Source organism: Mucilaginibacter metallidurans (genome assembly GCF_003286435.2).
Taxonomy (GTDB): domain Bacteria; phylum Bacteroidota; class Bacteroidia; order Sphingobacteriales; family Sphingobacteriaceae; genus Mucilaginibacter; species Mucilaginibacter gossypii.
This window is the reverse complement of the sequence record NZ_CP043449.1, coordinates 5,155,542-5,175,091: the sequence shown is the minus strand read 5'-3', so window position 1 is coordinate 5,175,091 and position 19,550 is coordinate 5,155,542. Positions and strand designations below refer to the sequence as shown.

Sequence of the window (19,550 nt, the reverse complement as noted above, 5' to 3'; positions counted from 1 at the left end):
CTGTTATAACACATGGATGGTAGATTCATCTTCTAACAATTTTGAAAAATCGGTAACACTGATTACGTTCATGAGTTTTGTCCTGTTTCTTTCAAAAAACGCATAATCAACGTCGTCTTCCGCCGGAAATAATTCCTGCTGCCCCCGTCTGATAATACCAAGGTCACAATCACTGTCGATAACTACCATTTGAAGATCAGTTTTATGCATTCGATAATGGGCCCAGGATTTCTAGCAATCCCCCATCCATCTGGCGGATATCCTTGGTACCATTTGCATCTCTTCGGTTTCCGGAAGCATATCGTGACAGACAATACTTCCATTTTTAGCCAGGTGCGTTATCGCGTTGTCAATATCTCTTGTAACCTGGTCCGCATGATGAAGGCCATCGATAAAAATAAGATCGAATTTCTTTTCAGCAGGTAAGTTCTCAAAAAAAGCATCTGACGTTAAGCCGATAATGTCTTCTCTTAATGGCTCCGGGTCAACGGCAGTTTTATTTGGACATTGAACCAGGTCGAAATTTTGAGTTGGATTTGAAGTGCCGATTTCGAGATAGGATGTATAGCTGAATTTCTGAATCAACAAATTGATAAGCTGACTCCTTGTTATTCCGTTCAAAGAATTGAATTGTCTGGCAGCTGCACTAATGAGCTGACTTCTGAAGAATTTATAAAGCGCGCTCCTTGGGTAGACTCTATGCTTTTGATTGGCGCATATAATATTGTTTATAAAATCACAAGCGATATTTAATTCATGGTCTGCCATAACACTGCCACCGTATAATTTAAGATAAGCCTCCCATTCTCTTATAGTGTATTTTTCAAGTATCCGTCCGATTTGTTTTCGTTTCAAATCATTTAAGTCCCCGGAAGGAACGGACTCACCGAGTTTTTTTCTGCCTAAAACTGGCGATGCCGAACCTCCTTCCAATAAACTTATCGAAAAACATTGCGATGCTTCATCTATAAAATTATAAAATGATAAGTTCTTGAAGGTCGAATCGAACAGCAGGCCATATTTCATTAAAGACGATCTTCTGAAAATCATGGTAGAAAATGAAAATGGATTGTGATGTAGAAGTACTACTTTAGTGTATTTCTTGAAATTTGACTTCCATAAGAAATCAAACGATGCTTGGGCAACATTTTGGAAGATCAACTGCGTTCCGGAGGCGCCAACACGGGGAGCGCTTTCCATGTATTCAAATTGTCTTAAAAGCCTGTCCTTTGTGTAAGTCATATCAGGCTCGCTGAAACAAACATACTTGGATTTATTATCAAGCAACCACTTGTTAATCAAATCGGATATGTTACGAGTTTCCTCATTATAAATGATTTTTACCCGCTCATCATCGATGCTTTTCAATTTTTGAGGGGTATCGTCCGCTGATGCATTATCGATAATGAGCAATTCAAAGTCTTTAAAGTGTTGATTTAAAATGCTGTCGATGCTTTGATTAATTGTTTGCTGATTATTAAAGCAAATCATTAAGCAAGAGATCTTAGTTTTCATGAAAGATTGGATTAGGTTTATTGCATCCAAAGTAAGAATAATTTTTTTCTTAAAACACTATATAAAATATAAAGGTGACTGATATTGGTTTAGTACAAAGCAGCCTTTATCGCATTGATAATGAAGATAAATAAATAGCGACAAATTGTTTTATATGATATTTTTTCAATATGTTTATAACAATTAAACCAATTAATAGCCAGCCTTATCATGATGTTATTTAGACAGGGATAAGTTTATATTTTCAGGCATGACTCCATAGAGCACGCTATCTTAAAGGAACTTTAAGGTTTTCGCAACGATGGAGGCTATGGCCGAGATTTACCACCCTTAAAAATCCCCATTAGAGCTGTCAGCTAACGGACACCGAATGAAAAACGTAATTTTAATAACAGATGTAAACTTTTGGGAAAAGTGTTCTGGAAACCGGGCGCGGATCGAAGCGCTGATCAGTTATATTGCTAAACACGTGAAACTTACTGTCGTTAATACCGGACCCGCGCCTAAACATATGCAAACCTATCTTGCAGACCGCTATCAGGCAGAGTTCATTATTTTAGAGTGTGACAGGATTCTCAACTCAACCGCTTACATCCGGAGACTCCGTTCTGTGATAAAGAACAGGAGCTTTGATTCGATAATTATAGAGTATGTGCACAGCAGCTATTTTTTAAATTGTTTTCCAGAGAACGTCAGGATGATTCTGGATGCACATGACATTGTAAGTGAACGTGCGCGACAGTTCGCCGCTTTTAATTATCAAGGCGTTTTATACGAAATGAATGAAGAAGATGAATACCGCCTGTTTCAGTGTTATGACCATGTAATGGTGCTTTCTTCCAATGATCAAACAATAGTTTCCGGTGTTTTAGGGCCCGAGCGTACAATTCTTAGTCCTCATCCGGTAGTCACCACTCCGAAAAAACTACGTAATGCTGTCAGCAATATAACCTTCATCGCGAGTTCATATCTGCCCAATGTTGATGGTATAAGCTTTTTTATTGAAAACTGCTGGCCCGCTATCCGCTCAAAATATGATGTCACGCTTAATGTCATTGGAACGGTGTGTGAAAAGCTCCAATCCCCTCCTGAGAAAAACATTATGATAAAGGGCTTTGCTGCAAACCTGAATGATGTTTATGCCGATGCTGACATCATTATCAATCCGGTACGGTTCGGAGCGGGACTTAAAATTAAAAACATAGAAGCGCTTGGTAATGGTCTGCCACTTGTAACAACTTCGCACAGTGCTTCCGGACTGGGTAAAATTCCTGCAGATATTATCAAAATAGCGGATCAACCGGAAGAATTTGTAAATGCAGTGGTACAATTGATCGATAATTATGAGTTACGGAAATCACAGGGCGCTGCCGCTTATCGGTTCATCAGGCAGAATTTCTCCGAAGAAGTCTGTTTTTCCGGCTTACTCCATATTATTGCCTGACATTGTACAAAAAATAATATTTTTTTTCTTGTTTTTTGATACTTAATATTTATTTTTAAAAACCTTGTAACTAATTATAAACCTATTCATGCTTTATCTCACAAATCGTCCCAACGCAGTGTCGGTGATTTTTGAACTGTTTAACTATTTCAAAAAAAACATTGACGAGTCATTGATTGCTGAAGAACTGGAGAAACACCCTGAATATGCCAGCTTACTCGCAGTCAGCGACGTATTGACTGTTTTGGGTGTCGAAAATGCCGCGGCCAACGTAAGTTTTGATGACCTGTCCGATCTGAGTCTGCCATTTATAGCGCATACCAATTACCCGGATAGTCAATTTTTGCTGGTGACTGGGATGGAGTCAGGCAAGGTAGCTTTATCAGGAGGAAAATGGAACAGACGGAAGGAAAGTCTGACAGAGTTTAAAAAACATTTTACCGGGGTTGTTTTAATAGTTGAAGAACCTGGTGATGTCCAATCTCAACCCGAAAATCACTTCTTGACAAAGTCTTTTCGCCACAGGCAGGTGGGCTACTTTTGTTAAGTATATTTTTAACCGGGGTAATATTTAAATCCGGTTTTTTTGGAGGCGACCTGACCTGGCAGACTTTGTTCCTGACACTGATTAAAAGCGCCGGCCTGGCGGTTTCGGTATTACTGTTAATCCAAACCGTCGATAGCAATAATCCACTAATACAAAAAATATGTAAGAGTGGGGAAAAAGTAGATTGCGACGCTATATTATCTTCACCCGCGGCTAAAATCTCGGCGAATCTGTCATGGAGTGAAGTTGGCTTTTTCTATTATTCCGGGACTCTCCTGTTATTATTATTTGGAGGATTTACGCCCTTTATAAGAGAGGTTATCGTTTTACTGAACATCGCGGGTTTACCTTACACTTTTTATTCGATTTATTATCAGGCTAAAATCAAAAAATGGTGTTTGCTGTGCTGCACTGTACAGGCCCTGTTATGGATAGAACTGATACCCAATTTGCCCCCTTTTCCGATACGATCATTTGCTTTACCCGGAACAAGCGAATTTGTCACCGCTTTTATTTGTTTAATACTACCCGCAGCTTTATGGATAATGACCAAACCGTTGCTCATGGAGGCCCGGCAGGCATCAACGCTTAAAGATCAATTGAGGAGTTTTAAATATAACACCGATACTTTTAGTTCCATTTTGGGTGAACAACCTAAATATATCATGCCGAATCAGGAATGGTCGATTGTCCTCGGAAATGCTGAAGCAAGCAATACCATCACGATGGTTACTAATCCGTTTTGCGAGCCCTGTTCTGCGGCTCATGAGCTGTTACATGAACTGTTGGAACAACGCAAGGACTTACAGGCAAGAATCGTTTTTATATCGAAAGACATAAACCCTGCAACTCCCGTCGGAAGCCATCTGATGGCACTAAGTAAATTGGCTGACAAAACGATAGTCAAAAATGCATTGAAAGACTGGTACGGGCAAAAGCAAAAAAATTACGCACTCTGGGCGAAGAACTACCCTGTCGAGTTAACAGGTGACGAACAAGGGGAAATCGAAAAGCACCGGGAATGGTGCGATATTGCTAAGGTACAAGGTACACCTACAATGTTGTTGAACGGGGCATATTTGCCGCAGCAGTACAAAGTATCAGACCTTAAATACATGCTTGAATTTTCATGACATGAATTCGGAATGAGATCGTTTTATCCAAACATGAAATTTAAATCAATTTTAACCTATAAACTTAAATTTTAACAAAATGAAAAAAATGAACCTGAAAAACATTAAAAGTGTGCTTAGCCGGTCGGAGATGAAAAAAATTATGGCAGGAAGCGGACAAGGAACTTGTTGCATCTGTTTCGATCTCTGCACAGGGGCGACCAAGCGAATTGAAACCACGTCTGACTGTGGAACTGTATGTAACGGGGGATGCGAACAATCTGGCGGAGGCTGCGGATATTAATGTAATTGATCCAGCTAGTCGTTCATTCGACTAAAACCCAAAGAATTCGAAACCAACGAATGGTTGAATTTCAGAGGAATAAAGAAAATGCAATTAGAAGCATTTCAATGCTTTTAATTGCATTGCAATGATAAAGATCATGATTGAAAGCAGCCCCGTTCACATTTGTTCCCGTCGCTTCGATCTCTGCTCAGGTAGTGCAACGCAATTTACACTATAGGAGGTACAGAACTGCGTGTAACGGATAATATAAAATCGCTGGATGCTAATGTTGATCACGTAAATGCTGATCGAATAATTCATTCTATAATTATAGTAGCTGCCTGACTTCGGGCGGCTATAAATTCGACCTTACGAGTTAAGTTATGATATCCAGCAAAATAAGTATCGGCCTTGTTGCTTGTTATATTGGTAAATTACCATGGTATTTTGTTTACTTTGTTCACTCCTGCTCGTATAATCCGGATATTGATTTTTTTATAATAACGGACGATGAAAGCTACGATAGCCCGGTGCCTTCAAACCTGAAGATCATTAGGCAGGATATCAAAGAAATCAGGGCCATCGTGAGCAGTAAACTTCAATTGGAGGTTGCGCTTTTTAACGGTTATAAACTGTGTGATTTTAAACCTGCTTATGGTATCATATTCTCTGATTATCTTGAAGGATATGATTTTTGGGGGCATACAGATATTGATATCATTTTTGGTCAAATCCGCGATTTCATCAGCGACGAGCTATTGACTACGCACGATTTGATCAGTGTGAGACCCGATTGGTTGACCGGCTGCTTTTTACTTTATAAAAACGTACCCCATATAAACAGACTGTTTATGCAAAGCAAAGATTATATCCGGGTATTTACTAGTAGGGAGCATTTTTGTTTCGATGAAACCAACTTCGCCCATGACGCCTTTTCTGCGGGAAAGATGTTTTACGAAGTCAACACAGATATTGAAAGCATGATGCATGTGGTGCAAAGGGCAGCCGCAAATCACCAGATAAAACCTTTTTTTGACCTGTTCATTATTGAAGGAACTCCCGGTAGGCTGCACTGGAGAAACGGAAAGCTCTACTATCGAAATAGATTTGAAATACTTTTGTATCACCTGATTTATTTTAAAAAGCAAGATCCGCCATCACGAGCCCCTCAATTTACCACTGCGGGCTTTAGCATAGGGCCATCGAAAATCCGTCATCACAAAACACCTCTTTTCTGCAATGAAGTTTAAATTCTATAAGCAGCTTGACAGTATGGATTGCGGGCCTACGTGTTTGCGTATGGTGGCGAGTTATCATGGACGTAAATTTCAATTGCGCACACTGAGCAATATCTGTGGCTTCAATAAAGACGGCGTTTCGATGCTTGGCCTTAACGATGCTGCACAAAAAATCGGTTTTAAGACCCTGGGTGTTAAAATGACGGTACAGCAGTTGAATTTTGCTGAAAAGCCGGTTATTCTTCATTGGCGGCAAAGTCATTTCGTCGTGCTTTATAGAATAGAAAATGACAAATATTATTTGGCAGATCCGGCATCTGGATTAATAACGCTTAACGAAAACGATTTTAAAAATAACTGGTTAAATGACGAAAAGGAAGAAGGAATAGCGTTGCTTCTTTTTCCAACCCCTGAATTTTATAAGCAACAGGGCGAAAAAAAAGAAAGAGTGCAATGGCTGTTTATATTCAGATACCTGATCAAATATAAACAGCTATTGTTTCAATTAATTTTAGGTCTGTTAATTGGTAGTCTGCTGCAATTGATAGCACCTTTTCTAACACAGTCAATAATTGATATCGGTGTCAATACCCATAATATCAGCTATCTGAATACGATTTTACTGGCACAGGCCGCTTTGATCGTCGGTAGAGTTAGCCTCGAATTCATTCGCGCCTGGATAATCCTGCACATAAGTACAAGAATCAATATTGCAATCCTGACGGATTTTTTGATCAAACTGATGAAACTGCCGATGAGTTTCTTCGATACGAAAATGACCGGGGATATAATGCAAAGAATGAATGACCAAAAGCAAATTGAGACATTTTTAACCAGTTCGGCGCTGACGACCGTTTTTTCGGTATTTAATTTAATTATATTTTCGGTTGTATTGGCCTTTTATAATTTAAGCATATTCTATGTTTTTGCCGGCGGCAGTTTATTATACACATTTTGGGTGTCTTTATTTTTGAGGCAAAGACGGGTGCTTAACTACAAGAACTTTGAAATTGCCGCAAAAAATCAAAGCTGCATGGTTCAGATGATAACCGGTATGCAGGAAATCAAATTAAATAACTGTGAACAGGAAAAAAGGTGGGAATGGGAGGAAATCCAGGCCAAGCTTTTTAATTTTAGTGTAAAGAAAATTGCACTTAGCCAGTATCAGCAGGCAGGTACAACTTTTATCAATGAGGGGAAGAACCTCCTGATTACTTTTTTAAGTGCCACCGCCGTTATCAATGGCCAAATCTCCCTTGGAGCAATGCTTGCCGTACAATATATTGTTGGGCAACTGAGCAATCCTGTCGATCTCCTGCTGGCATTCGTTCAAAATTTTCAGGATGCCAGGATTAGTCTTGAACGATTGAATGAAATTCATGAAATGCAGGATGAAGAAACTGCAGAAAAGCAGTGGATATCTCATTTACCCACTGATAAAAGTCTCAGCATAAACAACGTGACATTCAGATATCCAGGTGCCGGCAATGAAGCCGTGCTGAAGAATATAGATCTGTATATACCTGAAGGAAAGACCACTGCGATTGTAGGAATGAGCGGAAGTGGTAAAACTACGATATTAAAGTTGCTAACGAGGTTTTATGAACCGGAAAGCGGCACGATAACCATTGGCGATGAAGTTATTAACCAGATAAAGTTTAAAACATGGCGGGAACAATGTGGAATGGTGATGCAGGATGGTTTTATTTTTTCTGATACCATAGAACGGAATATTGCGGTCGGAAGTGGCAAACCTGACCTGACCCGGCTTGTTCGGGCCATTCATGTGGCCAATCTTAAAGATTTTATAGAAGGGCTGCCCCTTGGTTTGAACACGAGGATAGGACCGGAAGCAAACGGAATAAGTCAGGGGCAACGCCAGCGTATTCTCATCGCCCGTGCTGTTTATAAAGATCCCCATTATATATTCTTTGACGAAGCTACGAATGCATTGGATGCCACTAATGAACATATCATCAATGAAAACCTTAAAGCCTTTTTCAAGGGACGGACGGTGCTTATTGTTGCTCACAGACTAAGTACGGTCAGCCATGCAGACAACATAATTGTATTGGAACGGGGAGTTATTACAGAACAGGGAACGCACAGGGAACTTACCGATTCTAAAGGTCGTTATTACAGCCTGGTCAAAAATCAATTAGAATTAGGAGCATAGGAATGCAAACAGATACAATTGACACACCTATACCGTCTGCCAGCCAAAGACATACAAAAAATATCGCAGATATTATTGAATCGCAGCCACAGTGGCTAATTCAATGGGGAACTACGTTGTTATTTTTTATTGTAGCGATTGCCCTCTACGCCGCGTCTGCTATCCAATATCCTCAAGTCGTGACGGCAAAATTGAAGCTGATGAGTATTAAAGGCAATTGTCTCGAATTTCAAATACGATCCGGTGAAATTAAAAATTTCAATGTCGGTCAGGAGCTTGTCATCCTCAGCAGGAATCTTCAATCTGACGGCACAGTACGTTTACCGGCGCAGGTATCGTCCGTATCCGGTAATCCCGGCGATGCCATCCTTGTTCTGACAATTTCGCTGAGGGCGGATGATCTTTTTCAAATATCGAAGCAATATCAGGAGGGGGCTGTGGTCAACATGGAAATTGTCATCAAGAAGGAATCATTTTTACGACGAATCTTCAATAGGCTCTCCTTTTAAATGTACAACATAGAAGTGCACAAGGTTATCTTATGAAACATAACGACCCGAAAATATCTTTCTGTACGGTTTGCATGAACCGTTTACATCATTTAAGTAAAACCCTGCCTCAGAATATCTCCGATAACCGAATATATCCGTGTGTCGAGTTTGTCATTGTCGATTATAATTCAAGTGACGGATTGTATGAATGGATATCCACCAATTTCCGGAAGGAACTCAGCACGGGTTTGGTCAGGTATTATCGTACCAATCAACCACATTATTTTAATCGTTCGCATTCAAGAAATATGGCTTTCAAAAAAGCGAGTGGTGATGTTTTATGTAATATCGATGCGGACAATTTCACCGGACCGTTTTTTGCACAGTACATCGGTGAGTATTTCAAGTCAAACCCTAATGCGTTTTTGACACCTGATTATAGTGTCAGAGACGTCATGGGGCGTCTGTGCGTAAAGGCAACTGACTTTGCTGAAGTACGTGGTTTCAATGAACATCTGGAAGGATACGGATATGATGATATGGATATTTATAAACGCCTTGAAGCGAAAGGTTTACTGCATGGATTTATCGATAAGCATCCGGAGTTCTTAAATGCCATCAGCCATCCCAACATAGAACGGTATCAGAATGAATTTTTAGGTAAGCATATTGAAAAAATTTACATTGCTTATTTAAAGCCTTATTTATCAGAAGTTATATTCTTTTTTAATGACGGCCGCTATGAAAAAGGCCGGATATTAGACAGTGAATTAATTAAAGCCAGGAAACTATTCAGAGGCAGCGAAGATAACGAGATTTCACTTCTTAGTGGATGGCAGTCAGGTTCCTGGCTTTTAAAGGAGGAAAACTACTTGTTATCCGGCAATATGCAAAAGTTAATGAAGATGGTTAAAGTTGCTGAAGGTGCCGTAAATTACCGGGACAGAATATTTTTTGAAGTGTCAGATCGTAATGTATTTGATCAATTGATCATTAATAAATCAGAAATAGATAACCGGAGAAAATGTTTTTTTCATGAAAGCTATGTCAACAGAAGTTCGGTGAATACGGAAGGGTACGGACAGGGTGAATTATTGGAGCTTGTTCCTGAAATATAATGACTAACCGGACACTCATTCGATTTTCCATCTACTATGCAGATCAAGCCTGGCAGGAACTGATCAAAAATGTTATCGCTCCTTTTTTGAAACAAAACCAGGCTTTTATCGCACATTTCTATATATTCCTGTCGAACTACCGTGGGGATCATATTAAGTTAATCCTGGAACCGGAGAAGGGGTACAAGACAGCTCTTATCAATAGCTTCAGAACCCAGGTCTTACACTTTTTGGCAGAGATGCCATCCTCGGAACCATCAATCAGGTTCACGCCGGGCAAAAGTATCTGGATGAATTACGCTAATAATTCCTTTGAAATCAACAATTATGATACTTATTTCTTAACCGATGCAAGCCCTTTATTAGATTTTACCAGGGCTACGTCGCGTATGATTCTAAATCAATTTCTAAGCGGGCAAATTGAAGAGATGGAAGACATCATTAATTTGGCCACCCATCTGTTACTTAAATTGATCTCTAACCATGTTGACACACAAACTAACGCCTTTTTTGATTCCATGGTAAAGCAGCTTATAAACGATTTGGGGGCGTCCAGCGATTCGGAAACTATTGACCAAGTATTAGAAGACTCGGCAGAAGCCGCAACTCATAATAAGCATATTTTACTATCGTTTTGCGCATATAATACTGTTGATGAAGAATCATCATTGGAAGATCAAATAATATTATCAACTTGGCTGATACAGGGACAAAAACTAATCTCCGGCGAAGGAGGAAAAAAATTCATAGAAACCTTTTGTTATCAGATCGGTTTGAGCGAACTTTCCAAGTTGTATGTTTTAAACCTGATCGGTCATTTCTGGCGACACTCTCGCCAATCTTGATTATCTGCCGTGGCATTATATGAATATATGTCTTAAAACTTCCCATCTTTCTGTAACCTGACTCAGGGACAAAGAAAAAGTTGCCCGCACTAATGGAAGTCGGCAACTGTTTCGGGGTTGGCCAGCCTTAAATTAAACTGCTTAGCCTGATATGGCAGGAGTGTTATGCCACATAACAAGCGGTATATCAATCACGCTGTCACTTTAATTTTTTTAATAATGATAAGATATACATCTAAATAAACGATCACGCTTTGCGCTGAAAGGTTCAGTGATGGCGCATAAAAAATGTATAATTTGAACCCAATCGTATCGCCGGTAGCGTAAATGTTTTTATCAAAATGAATGTACACTTTTTTTTTTGCTCCGGACGATTTGTTCATACTGTCTGATTTCGCACTGATCTGCTCCAGTTTTGCATCGAATTGCTGAACAGTATTAACATCAATGATCGGTAGCTGAAAAATGCACGTTTAAGAATACCTACCATTTACTGAATATTGTTGACGTGAAAAGTCTTTTATTGCGGTAATAATTTCTTGAGCCTGCCTGTTTTTGAAATGGAACTGCTATGCCATTTTGTTTCGACCTCTGTATTCGGCAAATGAGATGTAACCAGCAGATATGATGAGCATTAATAACTAGCTTGTCTTGTATATTATAGAAGTCATATGTCCGATGCACTACGGTTTGAGCAGTTTCGGTTTTGTATCTCAGTTGGATCTAAATGCGCGATATTTCTCAATTTATACGTTATGTTCGATTAAGTTCCGTTCTGCTTGCAACTCCGTCGTTTTTTAAAGTTTCATCTTTATTCTAAAATCCGGGAACTCGTGAGAATCCCGGATCTTTAGAATGTAGGCTTTAACATCCACACACGCTGCAGCAAATAAAGTCGCGGCTGCAGACGGTACCGCCATCCTGCTCCTCAGCAGTAATCCGAGCCTGTTAATTGCTTTATCTCAGGTTGTGCGTGAAGGTTCCCTTGAAGTCTGTTAATGGTTTTATACATGAAGAAAATTGAAATGGTTTTTGCACATTAAGCTATTGTTATATTGTCAATTCTCCCAACGTCTTTGTACCAACCATGCTCAAAATAGACACAATATACCCTTAGATCAGATTTGGCCGCTTTATCAAACGTCTGCGTAACGGATATGCCATGTTCAAGGTCTTTATTTTCATTTTTAAAAAATTCCCAAAAAGCAGGACTCCATAAGGCAATTCCCCAAGTGTTATTAAATGCGGTAGACGCCGGTTTTTCTTCGGTGCCAATGACACGCTGATCGCTAGTGAACTCCACCGGGGCGAAATGTTGCGGTTCGTTCGTGGGAAAAACTCCTAATACGAGATCGGCATTCTTTTCATCCATCATTTGCTGCAAACTTTCAAATCCATTCGCCGGAGAAAATAGCGTATCAGGCATGGCAAAGCACGTATATTTATCTTTCAGCCAGGGATAACCGGATAACAGCGCGTCGGCTAAACCTGCTGCCTTACCGTTGTATAAATAGGCGATATGGTGATAAAATTGTTCTCCATCTTCGAGGTATCGCATGATCTCCGGTTTCCATTCAGGTACAACGACATATATATCCTGGATTCCGGTCAACGAAAATGCATTGAGCGAATGTTCAATAAGTAGTTTAGGGCGCACATATTCATCCTGGTTGACAGATTCATAATAAACAGGAAGCAGCTCTTTAGGATATCTAAAGGGGCGCATCCTCATACCATGCCCGGCCGCCGGTAATAGTCCGTAAAGTTTTTTCATTGGTGGGTTGTTTTAAGAAACAAAAAAAATTATTTCAAATCCAAAGCTAATAATTCCATGTTTTTTTCGAAAAGGTTTATGTCAACGATATAATTGGCAGTAAAATAGTCTGCTTGTACATCTGATGGTTCGCATATCTGGTGGTAGTAATGATGTTTTAATACCTCAGATAGGCTCCAAAAAGCAACGCTATGCCAATCCCTGCTATTTGTCAGTCGTTTCTGGAACTCAAAAACAACGCCCCCTGGGGGCATAAAAAGCATATTGGTCAAACCGGAGCCATGGATAGAGATTACACATGTCGCCCTGGAATAAATCGCTACCTGTTCAAAAAAGTCATAATCTTCGTTATATATGATTTTAAAACCATATCTTTTCAGAACCGGGACTAATTCGGGTTCGTTAATGATCTTTTTTCTCGCTGCCTTCTCCCTGCTTATATAAAGTCGGTCTCCGAGATTAAAGTTATAGGCATAATTACTGGTCACATAATTCAGATAGAAGTCCCTGACCTGCAGTAAGAGTTTATAATCATAAGATTCTATAAACGGCTTGATTTGCGGAAGGCATAAATTTCTTACCATTAAGCTTTTCCCTTTGGGAATGTAAAAGATTTTTCCGACGCCAAAAGGTAGCAGGGTTTTGTCCACAAAATCGATGCCTGCGTATTCTTCAGGCAATAAAAGTATGAGCTGTGACAGATTGTCTTTGACCGCCCAAAGTCTGAATATTGACTCACATAGCCAATGGTAATACATAAACCAGGGATGGTGAATCATTAAAAAGCGATCCTCACTTTCGAGGTATACAAGTTTATCTGGATTGTGAAGTGCATCGTAATAATAGAAACTGGCCTCTTTCAAATATTTATCAAGGTGTGCTGGATATGCGTGATGTGATTCTTTAACGAGGCCCCTGCCGTTAAGGCAAAAACCGCTGTTTGTTACAAATACGTTTTTTAAATTTTTAACCTTTATTTGCGGAGTTTTGAAAGACAGAAATGAGGCGAATAAATGTTTCTCCCCTTCTTGTACATTACGGGGAAGCGATAAAACAATACATTCTGGCATAAGTAGTGTGAGTTCTGCGGACTGTTTAGGTTTATAAACTCAAGTAATCTGTTCTGCCGCAGGCAACTACTGAAAGATAGTTTTCCAAAAGGAAAATACAGTACAGCAAAAGCTAGCGACAATTGAGATTATGAGTTTATATTATTTGGTGTTATAAAAATAACATTAGAAATTCAAAATGCAAGTATGCAAATAATAATAATTGTATTGTCCTGGAAGGACGGATAGCCAGCGAAAACTCCGTGATCAGCGATGCTTTTGCATACCTTTCTTTTCTAATATGGCTAATAGAGTTTTCAGGAGGTTGCAAAATGCGCTGATGAGCCTTTAGACTTGCCACGGTGATATGGTTACCGCGAACTTTATAACGTTTCGATCGCATGTGTATACAGATTTTGATATCTGTTTTTACCAAAATAGTGACCGCCACATTGCGCTTTAAACGGGAGCTAAATCTTAATGAAATGATAAATCAAATAGGTAAGCATGTTTTGAGAAAGAAGAATCACTTATTTGGAAAACAGGGAAAACATTGTTTGACGATCAACGTGGAGGACGCTAATTATAACTATCAAAAGAAGCAAAAATGTTCAGAATAGCTATTTTTGATTTTCCAAATAGTTGAATAAAAGGGGACGTGTCCAAATGCTTTTCTTCCAATCTCGAAACGCTTATTTTTGAATAAATCACCTTACCTATGAGTGTAATATATTTTAAACCGCATGATCGATTTGATTTTGCAAACGATACACTGGATATCGGCAATCCATTACAATGGGACAGGTCACATTTTTTAAAGCACTTTTTCAAAAGAGTGTTTGCCATTCGAGAAGATCAGATAGATGAATTTTACCAACGCCACCTGGCCTATTATCTGTCTCAACATACTGATGGTACAGAAGAAATATTCTATAAATATTTTTGGTCGCTTATTGAAAGGCAGTTGAAAGTTTTGTTGGGCAAAGATGTCTATGACCAGAATCATTTGAGGAATGAGCGGGAAATATTGCGATTGCAAAAAATTACAGCAATGCTGATCACGCATGACCGCTGGAATATACACAAGTCCAATGATGCAGTGATAGCGCAGCAGGAGTCAGAAATATTAGCACTTAAACAAGAGGTAACGAAATTGAAAGCCGATCTCAGGAAAGCTACAGCGTTTAAAACCGAAGGTTATATCAATATTCCGGAAGGCTACCGAAATGCGGTTTTACATCTGCATTTGCAAATGCAGGAACTTAAAACTCCAGAAGGCAAAGAACTCATGTTTTCCCAAACGCAAAGTGTCTGGATGAAAATGATCTGCAAGTATTTTCGCGAAGGGGATAAGGAGATCAATTACGAAACCATACGCAGGTATTTCCCAAGTGACAAGCGTGACCCTGGAGATAAACACGCCGATATTCCTGCAAAATCAAAGCTTTTTACGATAAATCCTGCAAAAAAGAGGAGTTAACTTTTTCTTTTGCTGGCAACGTAATTAGCTATTCGCAAATATAGCATCAATTTGTCAATGAGTATCTTATAAGCACTTTTAGCTCAGGGCCGACGCATTAGAAATTTTTGTTAGCTATAAGTGTTAGGAGAAACTTGTGATTCCACCCAGCCATTTTTCTTTTGGCCTTTATGCTGGCTTTGCTGGTTTTGTCAGCCTTTAGAATATTTAAAGCTATCTTTCTGACTACAGCAAGATTTTGTGCAGCCTGACTATTTCGTGTGGTATTATAATCTTCGGCAAAACCAACATCCAGTTGCCAGTGCAACTGGTTTTCTATTCCCCAATGTGTGCGGATGGCTTTGTTAAAATAGGCAGCGTCTGCCTGAAGGCTGGAGATGTAATAACGATTTTGTGTAGTACGGCTGTCCCAATTATGCGTTCGGAGGTGATTTTGATAATACTCTTTATTCCTTTCCAATTTTCCTTTTCGTCAATCCAGTTAAGTTCATGTATGACCTTGCAGGTTCTGATCTCAGACCGCCCGTGCCCTTTATCCAGATGCTGGCTGTAACTGTCTTCCCTGAAGTTAAACTGGTTGGTTACCTGGTCATAAAACGTTTCATGGTTTTGCTTCAGGGCCAGGATATAATCCCCTGACTTTCGATAATCTTTTCAGCGATTGCTTTTTGGGTGCCCATCGCATCGATGCTGACTACTGCCCCTTAATGTTCAATAAAGATAGTAATGCCGGGATGGCACTAATCTCATTACTCTTGTCAGCCACCTTTTGTTGCCCAAGTACCAACTGATTACGGCCTGACCAGGCACTTACCAAATGTAATGCCCCAATCCCTGATGCTTGCAGGCGCTATTGCAGACGCTCTTTCCATCGATAGCAATCAGTTCCCTTTCGCCAGATGTACCTGTTGTTTGAAGGCTCTGGCCAAGTTCCGCCGTCCAGGCGCGGAAACAGCGTTCAAAAACATCCGCATCGATCATCATAAAAACGCGATTGATCGTATCATGACTCGGTATGCCATTTTCAAGCGGTAGCAACTGTTTTAAAAAGTCTTCTTTTTCCTTGCCAACTCCTCCATTTCGTACCAGCTTTCCGCACCGCATACAACCGCCAATACCGATAGGATTATTACTTCCAGTAAATTATGTTTCTTATTATTGCCCGTGCGCGGATCGGGTATCCATCTGAAATGATCATGGAGTGAGGTTGTCATATTCTTTTTACAAAGAAAAAATTCTAAAAGGCTTTACCCCCCCCGAACATTTAAACTTATTCCCTCTTTACCAACATTTTGTTGGTAACACTACTCATTTTTACCGTTTCTTATACGTCAGCCCTGACTTTTAGCTTTCTCCAAACCACTCCATTTTAACCATGCAGTTCTGCATGGTCAAGAAATCTGTTCTCTACAGCACACATTTGTTCCAAAACAAATGCTATGCAGATAATTGATCAAGGAGCTCTTAGCCTGTGCATACGCCAGGCAGTGAGGGCGAAACTACAGGAACATTTTAAAACGGGCGGCAGCCAGCTGCCCAACTCAGAAAAACTTTTATCCAAGCAGGAACTTGCCGCTGAACTCGGCGTGTCTCTCGTTACGCTTACTGACTGGATGAAAAAAGGCTTACCCTATTTGCGCCTGCATAAAAGGGTATACTTCAGAAAAAGTGAAGTACTGAATGCCATGCAACAAACCATTAACGATTAAACAAGGAGGAACAGATGAATGTGGAACTGATCACCAAAGGGGATTTACTGGAATTTAAAAGCGATCTGCTAAACGAGATCAAAAGGATCATACAGCCGGGGCAGGCCAGTACCAAGCAATGGCTGAAGAGTGTGGAGGTAAGAAAGCTGTTAGGGATATGTTAAGGAGCTGGCAGCCTATGCCAGCTTGCTTAAATGCATGGAAAAGGATAATCGATTGTTGCCAACCCATCTTAGCCTGTTTACCGGTCTGTTTGTCTGCTGGCAGCGGAACGGCTTTGTCAGCCCATTTAGCGTGACCCGGAAAACGCTTATGGCGTTTTCCAAGGTCGCATCAATTGCCACTTACCACAAATGCATTAGGGAATTGGATGAGTATAGTTATATCCGGTATCAGCCATCTTATCATCCCAAGCAGGGCAGCCTGGTTTACTGGCCGGAAGCAGAAGCAGCGGCGAAAAAGGATACCGTCTAAATTACCGCAAAACTTCGTTTTGCAACATTGGAATCGCATACCGCGAGCGATATGCAGAACAAATACAGATAACGGGATATATGGTGGAGAAATCTAAGACCCGAAGGGAGCGAGTTAATGTTTTTGCTTCACAAAAACCCGGATACACCCCGCCGGGGTGATCCGGTAACTCGCTCCCGTTGGTCGGTTTGGGAAGAAGGTTTAGGAAATAAATTTTATGACAGGATCCACTGAAAAAGAGAAAATACAGAAAAAAAGGGTGCCCGGCAGACCGAAGAAAACAGTAAGCCGAAGCGATTTCCTGATGGTGCGGCTTACGCCGACGGAACGTGTTTTGATCGATGGGCGGGCAAAGAAAGCTGGCTTGAGATCGAGCGAATGGTTCCGCAGGGCTGCCAAAAGCGCCAAAGTCTTCCCGCGATTTACTGTAGAGGAAACCGGTTGGTTCAGGATGCTGGCGGGGCTTGCCAATAACCTTAACCAACTAACACACCTTGCCCATGTGGCCGGGCTTTTTTCTTTGGCTTTTAAGTGTCAGGCTATGCTTAAACAGATCGAAGATTTATTAACTAAGATCAGCAGGAATGATAGGTAAACCAATTACCGGGAGGAGCTTTGGCGGCTGTGTCCACTATGTGGTAAACAAGCAGGATGCAAAGATCATTGCTAGTGAAGGAGTGAGGATGCAGAATGCAAGTACGATCACCCATGATTTCAACCTGCAACGAAAGATGCGGCCGGAGTTAGGTAAAGCGGTGGGTCACTTGGTTTTAAGCTGGAGTAAAGAAGACTTGACCAAACTGACTAATCAAATTATGGTGGAACGAGCAAAAGAATACATGGATAAAATAGGTATCCGTAATACGCAATTTGTTATCGTCCGTCACCATGACAGGGAACACCCGCATTTACATGTGATCTATAACAGGGTAGACAATAATGGCAACACCATTACCGATAAAAATAATTTTGCGAAGAATGTGAAAGCCTGTAAGGAGATCACACTGAAGTATGGCTATCATTTAGGTGAAGGTAAGGATCAGGTAAATAGGCAGGCATTAAAAGGTACGGAGAAAACCCGGTATGAACTTTTTGATATTATTAAAGCAACGCTTAAACAATCAACAGACTGGAAACAACTGGAAGCGAAGCTGCATAAACAGGGTATAGGCATTGCTTATAAATTTCGTAGTGGAAGCACCGAGGTACAGGGTATCTCTTTTGAAAAAGGAGACATCAAAATGAAAGGCTCTGCCATTGACAGAAGTTTGAGTTATGCCGGGATTAATACGCAGCTTAAAGTCAATCGCCAGATGCAACAGCAGCAAGAAATAAGAAGACCAGATTCGCTTTCATTAGCCGATCAGTTAAGGGAGGCGATCCGACAGCATGGCCAGGCTGATCAGTTACACCTTCCAATTCACGGTAAAGGCATCTTGGAAACCTTGTTGGAACCGCAGTTTGTTGCCGGGCCGCCTGACCCGATGGGAGATGCGGATATTGCTCGAAGGAAACGAAAGAAACATGAAGCGGAGCATTCCCAGTCACAAGGAATAAGCAGGTAGCGTGATAACAAAAAAGATTATTTAATTATTAAAACTAAGTTTTATGCAACAGGAAGAACTGGAAGAAAAAGTAACGATGCTGGAGGAACTGATACAGGGGTTCATTCAAAGGATAACCATAGTAGAAACCGAAATGCCGGAATTTTTAAAGGGTTTCTTAAATCAATACAAGGAAACATTAGACCGGATAGCTGGCAGGATTGAAACGGCCAATAAACGTTATGATGATAAAAAAATCCAGCAACAGATCAATGAATTGAAAGATGTAGTTTCGAGAGTACCAAAAGTGATCGGTGTCAAAAATAGCCATCATTTCGGGGCATGGTCAAAAAGCCTGATCATTGGGATAGTCATTGTATTTGTTATTACGACCGGATCATTTGGTACTGCTTTATATTTAAATTATCAAAATGACCGGCTAAACGAGGAAGCTTATAATTTCTGGATGGTCAGGGCGATGTATCCTAAAACGGCCGAAACAATTATTACAAGATTAAAGGATGATCCGAGTGCTTTTATTGCCGAGGCTGAAAAGGCAATGGAGAAACAACAGGCAATTGCTGCCGCTAAAGCTGTTGCCGATCAGGCAGGCAAGGATCAGAAAACGGCTAGGGATAACCTGAACAAAGTAATATTGGCTAAGTGATTAACCTTTATTCGTTTTCTTATGAGATGAGAGAGGGGACGGCCATACGGCTGCGGCAGGCGGCTCCATTGCACCACGCGC

Annotated in this window: 23 protein-coding genes and 2 pseudogenes; 18 read left to right on the top strand and 7 right to left on the bottom strand. The window is 40.4% G+C overall.

The window, feature by feature from the left end:
* Positions 1–3: 3 nt before the first annotated feature.
* Together DIU38_RS21890 and DIU38_RS21885 are read right to left on the bottom strand one after the other, a co-directional pair.
* Positions 4–210 carry a hypothetical protein gene (locus tag DIU38_RS21890; RefSeq protein ID WP_112657503.1) on the bottom strand — a complete coding sequence of 69 codons (207 nt, stop codon included), beginning with the start codon at positions 208–210 and terminating at the stop codon, positions 4–6.
* Positions 211–231: 21 nt separating this feature from the next.
* Positions 232–1,515: a glycosyltransferase gene (locus DIU38_RS21885; protein WP_112683099.1), complete on the bottom strand. Its 1,284-nt coding sequence runs from the start codon at positions 1,513–1,515 to the stop codon at positions 232–234.
* A gap of 370 nt (positions 1,516–1,885) precedes the next feature.
* Between DIU38_RS21885 and DIU38_RS21880 the strand changes: the two genes are divergently transcribed.
* The 10 genes and pseudogenes from DIU38_RS21880 to DIU38_RS21840 all read left to right on the top strand — a co-directional run bounded on the left by DIU38_RS21880 (position 1,886) and on the right by DIU38_RS21840 (position 10,772).
* Entirely contained in the window at positions 1,886–2,959 is a 1,074-nt protein-coding gene (locus DIU38_RS21880) for a glycosyltransferase family 4 protein (protein ID WP_112657507.1), read from the top strand.
* 88 nt (positions 2,960–3,047) lie between these two features.
* Positions 3,048–3,506, top strand: a complete 459-nt coding sequence (locus DIU38_RS21875; RefSeq protein WP_149354149.1) for a cysteine peptidase family C39 domain-containing protein — start codon at positions 3,048–3,050, stop codon at positions 3,504–3,506.
* Positions 3,500–3,889, top strand: a pseudogene (locus DIU38_RS34945) (vitamin K epoxide reductase family protein); the annotation flags it as partial. The gene DIU38_RS21875 and the pseudogene DIU38_RS34945, both read left to right, overlap by 7 nt.
* A 44-nt stretch (positions 3,890–3,933) precedes the next feature.
* Positions 3,934–4,098, top strand: a complete 165-nt coding sequence (locus DIU38_RS34185) for a hypothetical protein (RefSeq protein ID WP_244311231.1) — start codon at positions 3,934–3,936, stop codon at positions 4,096–4,098.
* 73 nt (positions 4,099–4,171) lie between these two features.
* Positions 4,172–4,639, top strand: coding sequence for a DsbA family protein (locus DIU38_RS34180; protein ID WP_244311230.1), 468 nt, complete (start codon positions 4,172–4,174; stop codon positions 4,637–4,639).
* Positions 4,640–5,287: 648 nt separating this feature from the next.
* Positions 5,288–6,154, top strand: a complete 867-nt coding sequence (locus DIU38_RS21860; protein ID WP_112657511.1) for a DUF6625 family protein — start codon at positions 5,288–5,290, stop codon at positions 6,152–6,154.
* Positions 6,144–8,318, top strand: a complete 2,175-nt coding sequence (locus DIU38_RS21855; RefSeq protein WP_112657513.1) for a peptidase domain-containing ABC transporter — start codon at positions 6,144–6,146, stop codon at positions 8,316–8,318. The genes DIU38_RS21860 and DIU38_RS21855 overlap by 11 nt, the downstream gene beginning before the upstream one ends.
* Before the next feature lie 2 nt (positions 8,319–8,320).
* Entirely contained in the window at positions 8,321–8,827 is a 507-nt protein-coding gene (locus DIU38_RS21850; RefSeq protein WP_112657515.1) for a hypothetical protein, read from the top strand.
* A 32-nt stretch (positions 8,828–8,859) separates the two neighbouring features.
* Entirely contained in the window at positions 8,860–9,927 is a 1,068-nt protein-coding gene (locus tag DIU38_RS21845; protein ID WP_112657517.1) for a glycosyltransferase family 2 protein, read from the top strand.
* Positions 9,927–10,772 (top strand): hypothetical protein, encoded by an 846-nt coding sequence (locus DIU38_RS21840; protein ID WP_112657519.1) that lies wholly within the window; start codon positions 9,927–9,929, stop codon positions 10,770–10,772. The genes DIU38_RS21845 and DIU38_RS21840 overlap by 1 nt, the downstream gene beginning before the upstream one ends.
* A gap of 191 nt (positions 10,773–10,963) precedes the next feature.
* On the opposite strand, the gene DIU38_RS33580 is transcribed toward DIU38_RS21840, so the two are convergent.
* The 3 genes from DIU38_RS33580 to DIU38_RS21830 all read right to left on the bottom strand — a co-directional run bounded on the left by DIU38_RS33580 (position 10,964) and on the right by DIU38_RS21830 (position 13,409).
* The gene (locus DIU38_RS33580; RefSeq protein WP_112657521.1) at positions 10,964–11,155 is read right to left on the bottom strand and encodes a hypothetical protein; all 192 of its coding nucleotides are present in this window, start codon (positions 11,153–11,155) and stop codon (positions 10,964–10,966) included.
* Between the two features lie 656 nt (positions 11,156–11,811).
* Positions 11,812–12,546 (bottom strand): sugar phosphate nucleotidyltransferase, encoded by a 735-nt coding sequence (locus DIU38_RS21835; RefSeq protein ID WP_112657523.1) that lies wholly within the window; start codon positions 12,544–12,546, stop codon positions 11,812–11,814.
* 29 nt (positions 12,547–12,575) lie between these two features.
* Positions 12,576–13,409 (bottom strand): glycosyltransferase family 61 protein, encoded by an 834-nt coding sequence (locus DIU38_RS21830; RefSeq protein ID WP_167516247.1) that lies wholly within the window; start codon positions 13,407–13,409, stop codon positions 12,576–12,578.
* A 904-nt stretch (positions 13,410–14,313) separates the two neighbouring features.
* On the opposite strand from DIU38_RS21830, the gene DIU38_RS21825 reads away from it, so the two are divergent.
* Entirely contained in the window at positions 14,314–15,075 is a 762-nt protein-coding gene (locus DIU38_RS21825) for a hypothetical protein (RefSeq protein WP_112657530.1), read from the top strand.
* A 97-nt stretch (positions 15,076–15,172) separates the two neighbouring features.
* Here DIU38_RS21825 and DIU38_RS21820 read toward each other — a convergent pair whose 3' ends face one another.
* Positions 15,173–15,535 (bottom strand): ISAs1 family transposase, encoded by a 363-nt coding sequence (locus DIU38_RS21820; RefSeq protein WP_149354147.1) that lies wholly within the window; start codon positions 15,533–15,535, stop codon positions 15,173–15,175.
* 29 nt (positions 15,536–15,564) lie between these two features.
* On the opposite strand from DIU38_RS21820, the gene DIU38_RS33170 reads away from it, so the two are divergent.
* A complete protein-coding gene (locus DIU38_RS33170) occupies positions 15,565–15,714 on the top strand; it encodes a hypothetical protein (protein WP_167516246.1) in 150 nt (49 codons plus the stop codon).
* A gap of 171 nt (positions 15,715–15,885) precedes the next feature.
* Here the strand turns inward: DIU38_RS33170 and DIU38_RS34175 are convergent.
* Positions 15,886–16,289 (bottom strand): annotated as a pseudogene (locus DIU38_RS34175) (ISAs1 family transposase).
* A gap of 225 nt (positions 16,290–16,514) precedes the next feature.
* Here DIU38_RS34175 and DIU38_RS21805 point away from each other — a divergent pair.
* The 6 genes from DIU38_RS21805 to DIU38_RS21785 all read left to right on the top strand — a co-directional run bounded on the left by DIU38_RS21805 (position 16,515) and on the right by DIU38_RS21785 (position 19,469).
* Positions 16,515–16,784, top strand: a complete 270-nt coding sequence (locus tag DIU38_RS21805) for a helix-turn-helix transcriptional regulator (protein WP_112658299.1) — start codon at positions 16,515–16,517, stop codon at positions 16,782–16,784.
* Between the two features lie 14 nt (positions 16,785–16,798).
* Positions 16,799–16,948: a hypothetical protein gene (locus DIU38_RS33165; protein ID WP_167516244.1), complete on the top strand. Its 150-nt coding sequence runs from the start codon at positions 16,799–16,801 to the stop codon at positions 16,946–16,948.
* 34 nt (positions 16,949–16,982) lie between these two features.
* A complete protein-coding gene (locus DIU38_RS21800; protein WP_112658301.1) occupies positions 16,983–17,258 on the top strand; it encodes a hypothetical protein in 276 nt (91 codons plus the stop codon).
* 217 nt (positions 17,259–17,475) lie between these two features.
* Positions 17,476–17,853 carry a MobC family plasmid mobilization relaxosome protein gene (locus DIU38_RS21795; RefSeq protein WP_112658303.1) on the top strand — a complete coding sequence of 126 codons (378 nt, stop codon included), beginning with the start codon at positions 17,476–17,478 and terminating at the stop codon, positions 17,851–17,853.
* The gene (locus DIU38_RS21790) at positions 17,843–18,823 is read left to right on the top strand and encodes a relaxase/mobilization nuclease domain-containing protein (protein WP_112658305.1); all 981 of its coding nucleotides are present in this window, start codon (positions 17,843–17,845) and stop codon (positions 18,821–18,823) included. Before DIU38_RS21795 ends, DIU38_RS21790 begins: the two co-directional genes overlap by 11 nt.
* A 43-nt stretch (positions 18,824–18,866) precedes the next feature.
* Entirely contained in the window at positions 18,867–19,469 is a 603-nt protein-coding gene (locus DIU38_RS21785) for a hypothetical protein (protein ID WP_112658307.1), read from the top strand.
* Positions 19,470–19,550 lie beyond the last annotated feature (81 nt).

What these genes read in the sequence shown, in the direction of transcription:
- DIU38_RS21890 (WP_112657503.1), bottom strand. Translation starts at nt 210, where the DNA reads ATGCATAAAACTGATCTTCAAATGGTAGTTATCGACAGTGATTGTGAC.
- DIU38_RS21885 (WP_112683099.1), bottom strand. Translation starts at nt 1,515, where the DNA reads ATGAAAACTAAGATCTCTTGCTTAATGATTTGCTTTAATAATCAGCAA.
- DIU38_RS21880 (WP_112657507.1), top strand. Translation starts at nt 1,886, where the DNA reads ATGAAAAACGTAATTTTAATAACAGATGTAAACTTTTGGGAAAAGTGT.
- DIU38_RS21875 (WP_149354149.1), top strand. Translation starts at nt 3,048, where the DNA reads ATGCTTTATCTCACAAATCGTCCCAACGCAGTGTCGGTGATTTTTGAA.
- DIU38_RS34185 (WP_244311231.1), top strand. Translation starts at nt 3,934, where the DNA reads ATGGATAGAACTGATACCCAATTTGCCCCCTTTTCCGATACGATCATT.
- DIU38_RS34180 (WP_244311230.1), top strand. Translation starts at nt 4,172, where the DNA reads ATGCCGAATCAGGAATGGTCGATTGTCCTCGGAAATGCTGAAGCAAGC.
- DIU38_RS21860 (WP_112657511.1), top strand. Translation starts at nt 5,288, where the DNA reads ATGATATCCAGCAAAATAAGTATCGGCCTTGTTGCTTGTTATATTGGT.
- DIU38_RS21855 (WP_112657513.1), top strand. Translation starts at nt 6,144, where the DNA reads ATGAAGTTTAAATTCTATAAGCAGCTTGACAGTATGGATTGCGGGCCT.
- DIU38_RS21850 (WP_112657515.1), top strand. Translation starts at nt 8,321, where the DNA reads ATGCAAACAGATACAATTGACACACCTATACCGTCTGCCAGCCAAAGA.
- DIU38_RS21845 (WP_112657517.1), top strand. Translation starts at nt 8,860, where the DNA reads ATGAAACATAACGACCCGAAAATATCTTTCTGTACGGTTTGCATGAAC.
- DIU38_RS21840 (WP_112657519.1), top strand. Translation starts at nt 9,927, where the DNA reads ATGACTAACCGGACACTCATTCGATTTTCCATCTACTATGCAGATCAA.
- DIU38_RS33580 (WP_112657521.1), bottom strand. Translation starts at nt 11,155, where the DNA reads ATGAACAAATCGTCCGGAGCAAAAAAAAAAGTGTACATTCATTTTGAT.
- DIU38_RS21835 (WP_112657523.1), bottom strand. Translation starts at nt 12,546, where the DNA reads ATGAAAAAACTTTACGGACTATTACCGGCGGCCGGGCATGGTATGAGG.
- DIU38_RS21825 (WP_112657530.1), top strand. Translation starts at nt 14,314, where the DNA reads ATGAGTGTAATATATTTTAAACCGCATGATCGATTTGATTTTGCAAAC.
- DIU38_RS33170 (WP_167516246.1), top strand. Translation starts at nt 15,565, where the DNA reads ATGTATGACCTTGCAGGTTCTGATCTCAGACCGCCCGTGCCCTTTATC.
- DIU38_RS21805 (WP_112658299.1), top strand. Translation starts at nt 16,515, where the DNA reads ATGCAGATAATTGATCAAGGAGCTCTTAGCCTGTGCATACGCCAGGCA.
- DIU38_RS33165 (WP_167516244.1), top strand. Translation starts at nt 16,799, where the DNA reads ATGAATGTGGAACTGATCACCAAAGGGGATTTACTGGAATTTAAAAGC.
- DIU38_RS21800 (WP_112658301.1), top strand. Translation starts at nt 16,983, where the DNA reads ATGGAAAAGGATAATCGATTGTTGCCAACCCATCTTAGCCTGTTTACC.
- DIU38_RS21795 (WP_112658303.1), top strand. Translation starts at nt 17,476, where the DNA reads ATGACAGGATCCACTGAAAAAGAGAAAATACAGAAAAAAAGGGTGCCC.
- DIU38_RS21790 (WP_112658305.1), top strand. Translation starts at nt 17,843, where the DNA reads ATGATAGGTAAACCAATTACCGGGAGGAGCTTTGGCGGCTGTGTCCAC.
- DIU38_RS21785 (WP_112658307.1), top strand. Translation starts at nt 18,867, where the DNA reads ATGCAACAGGAAGAACTGGAAGAAAAAGTAACGATGCTGGAGGAACTG.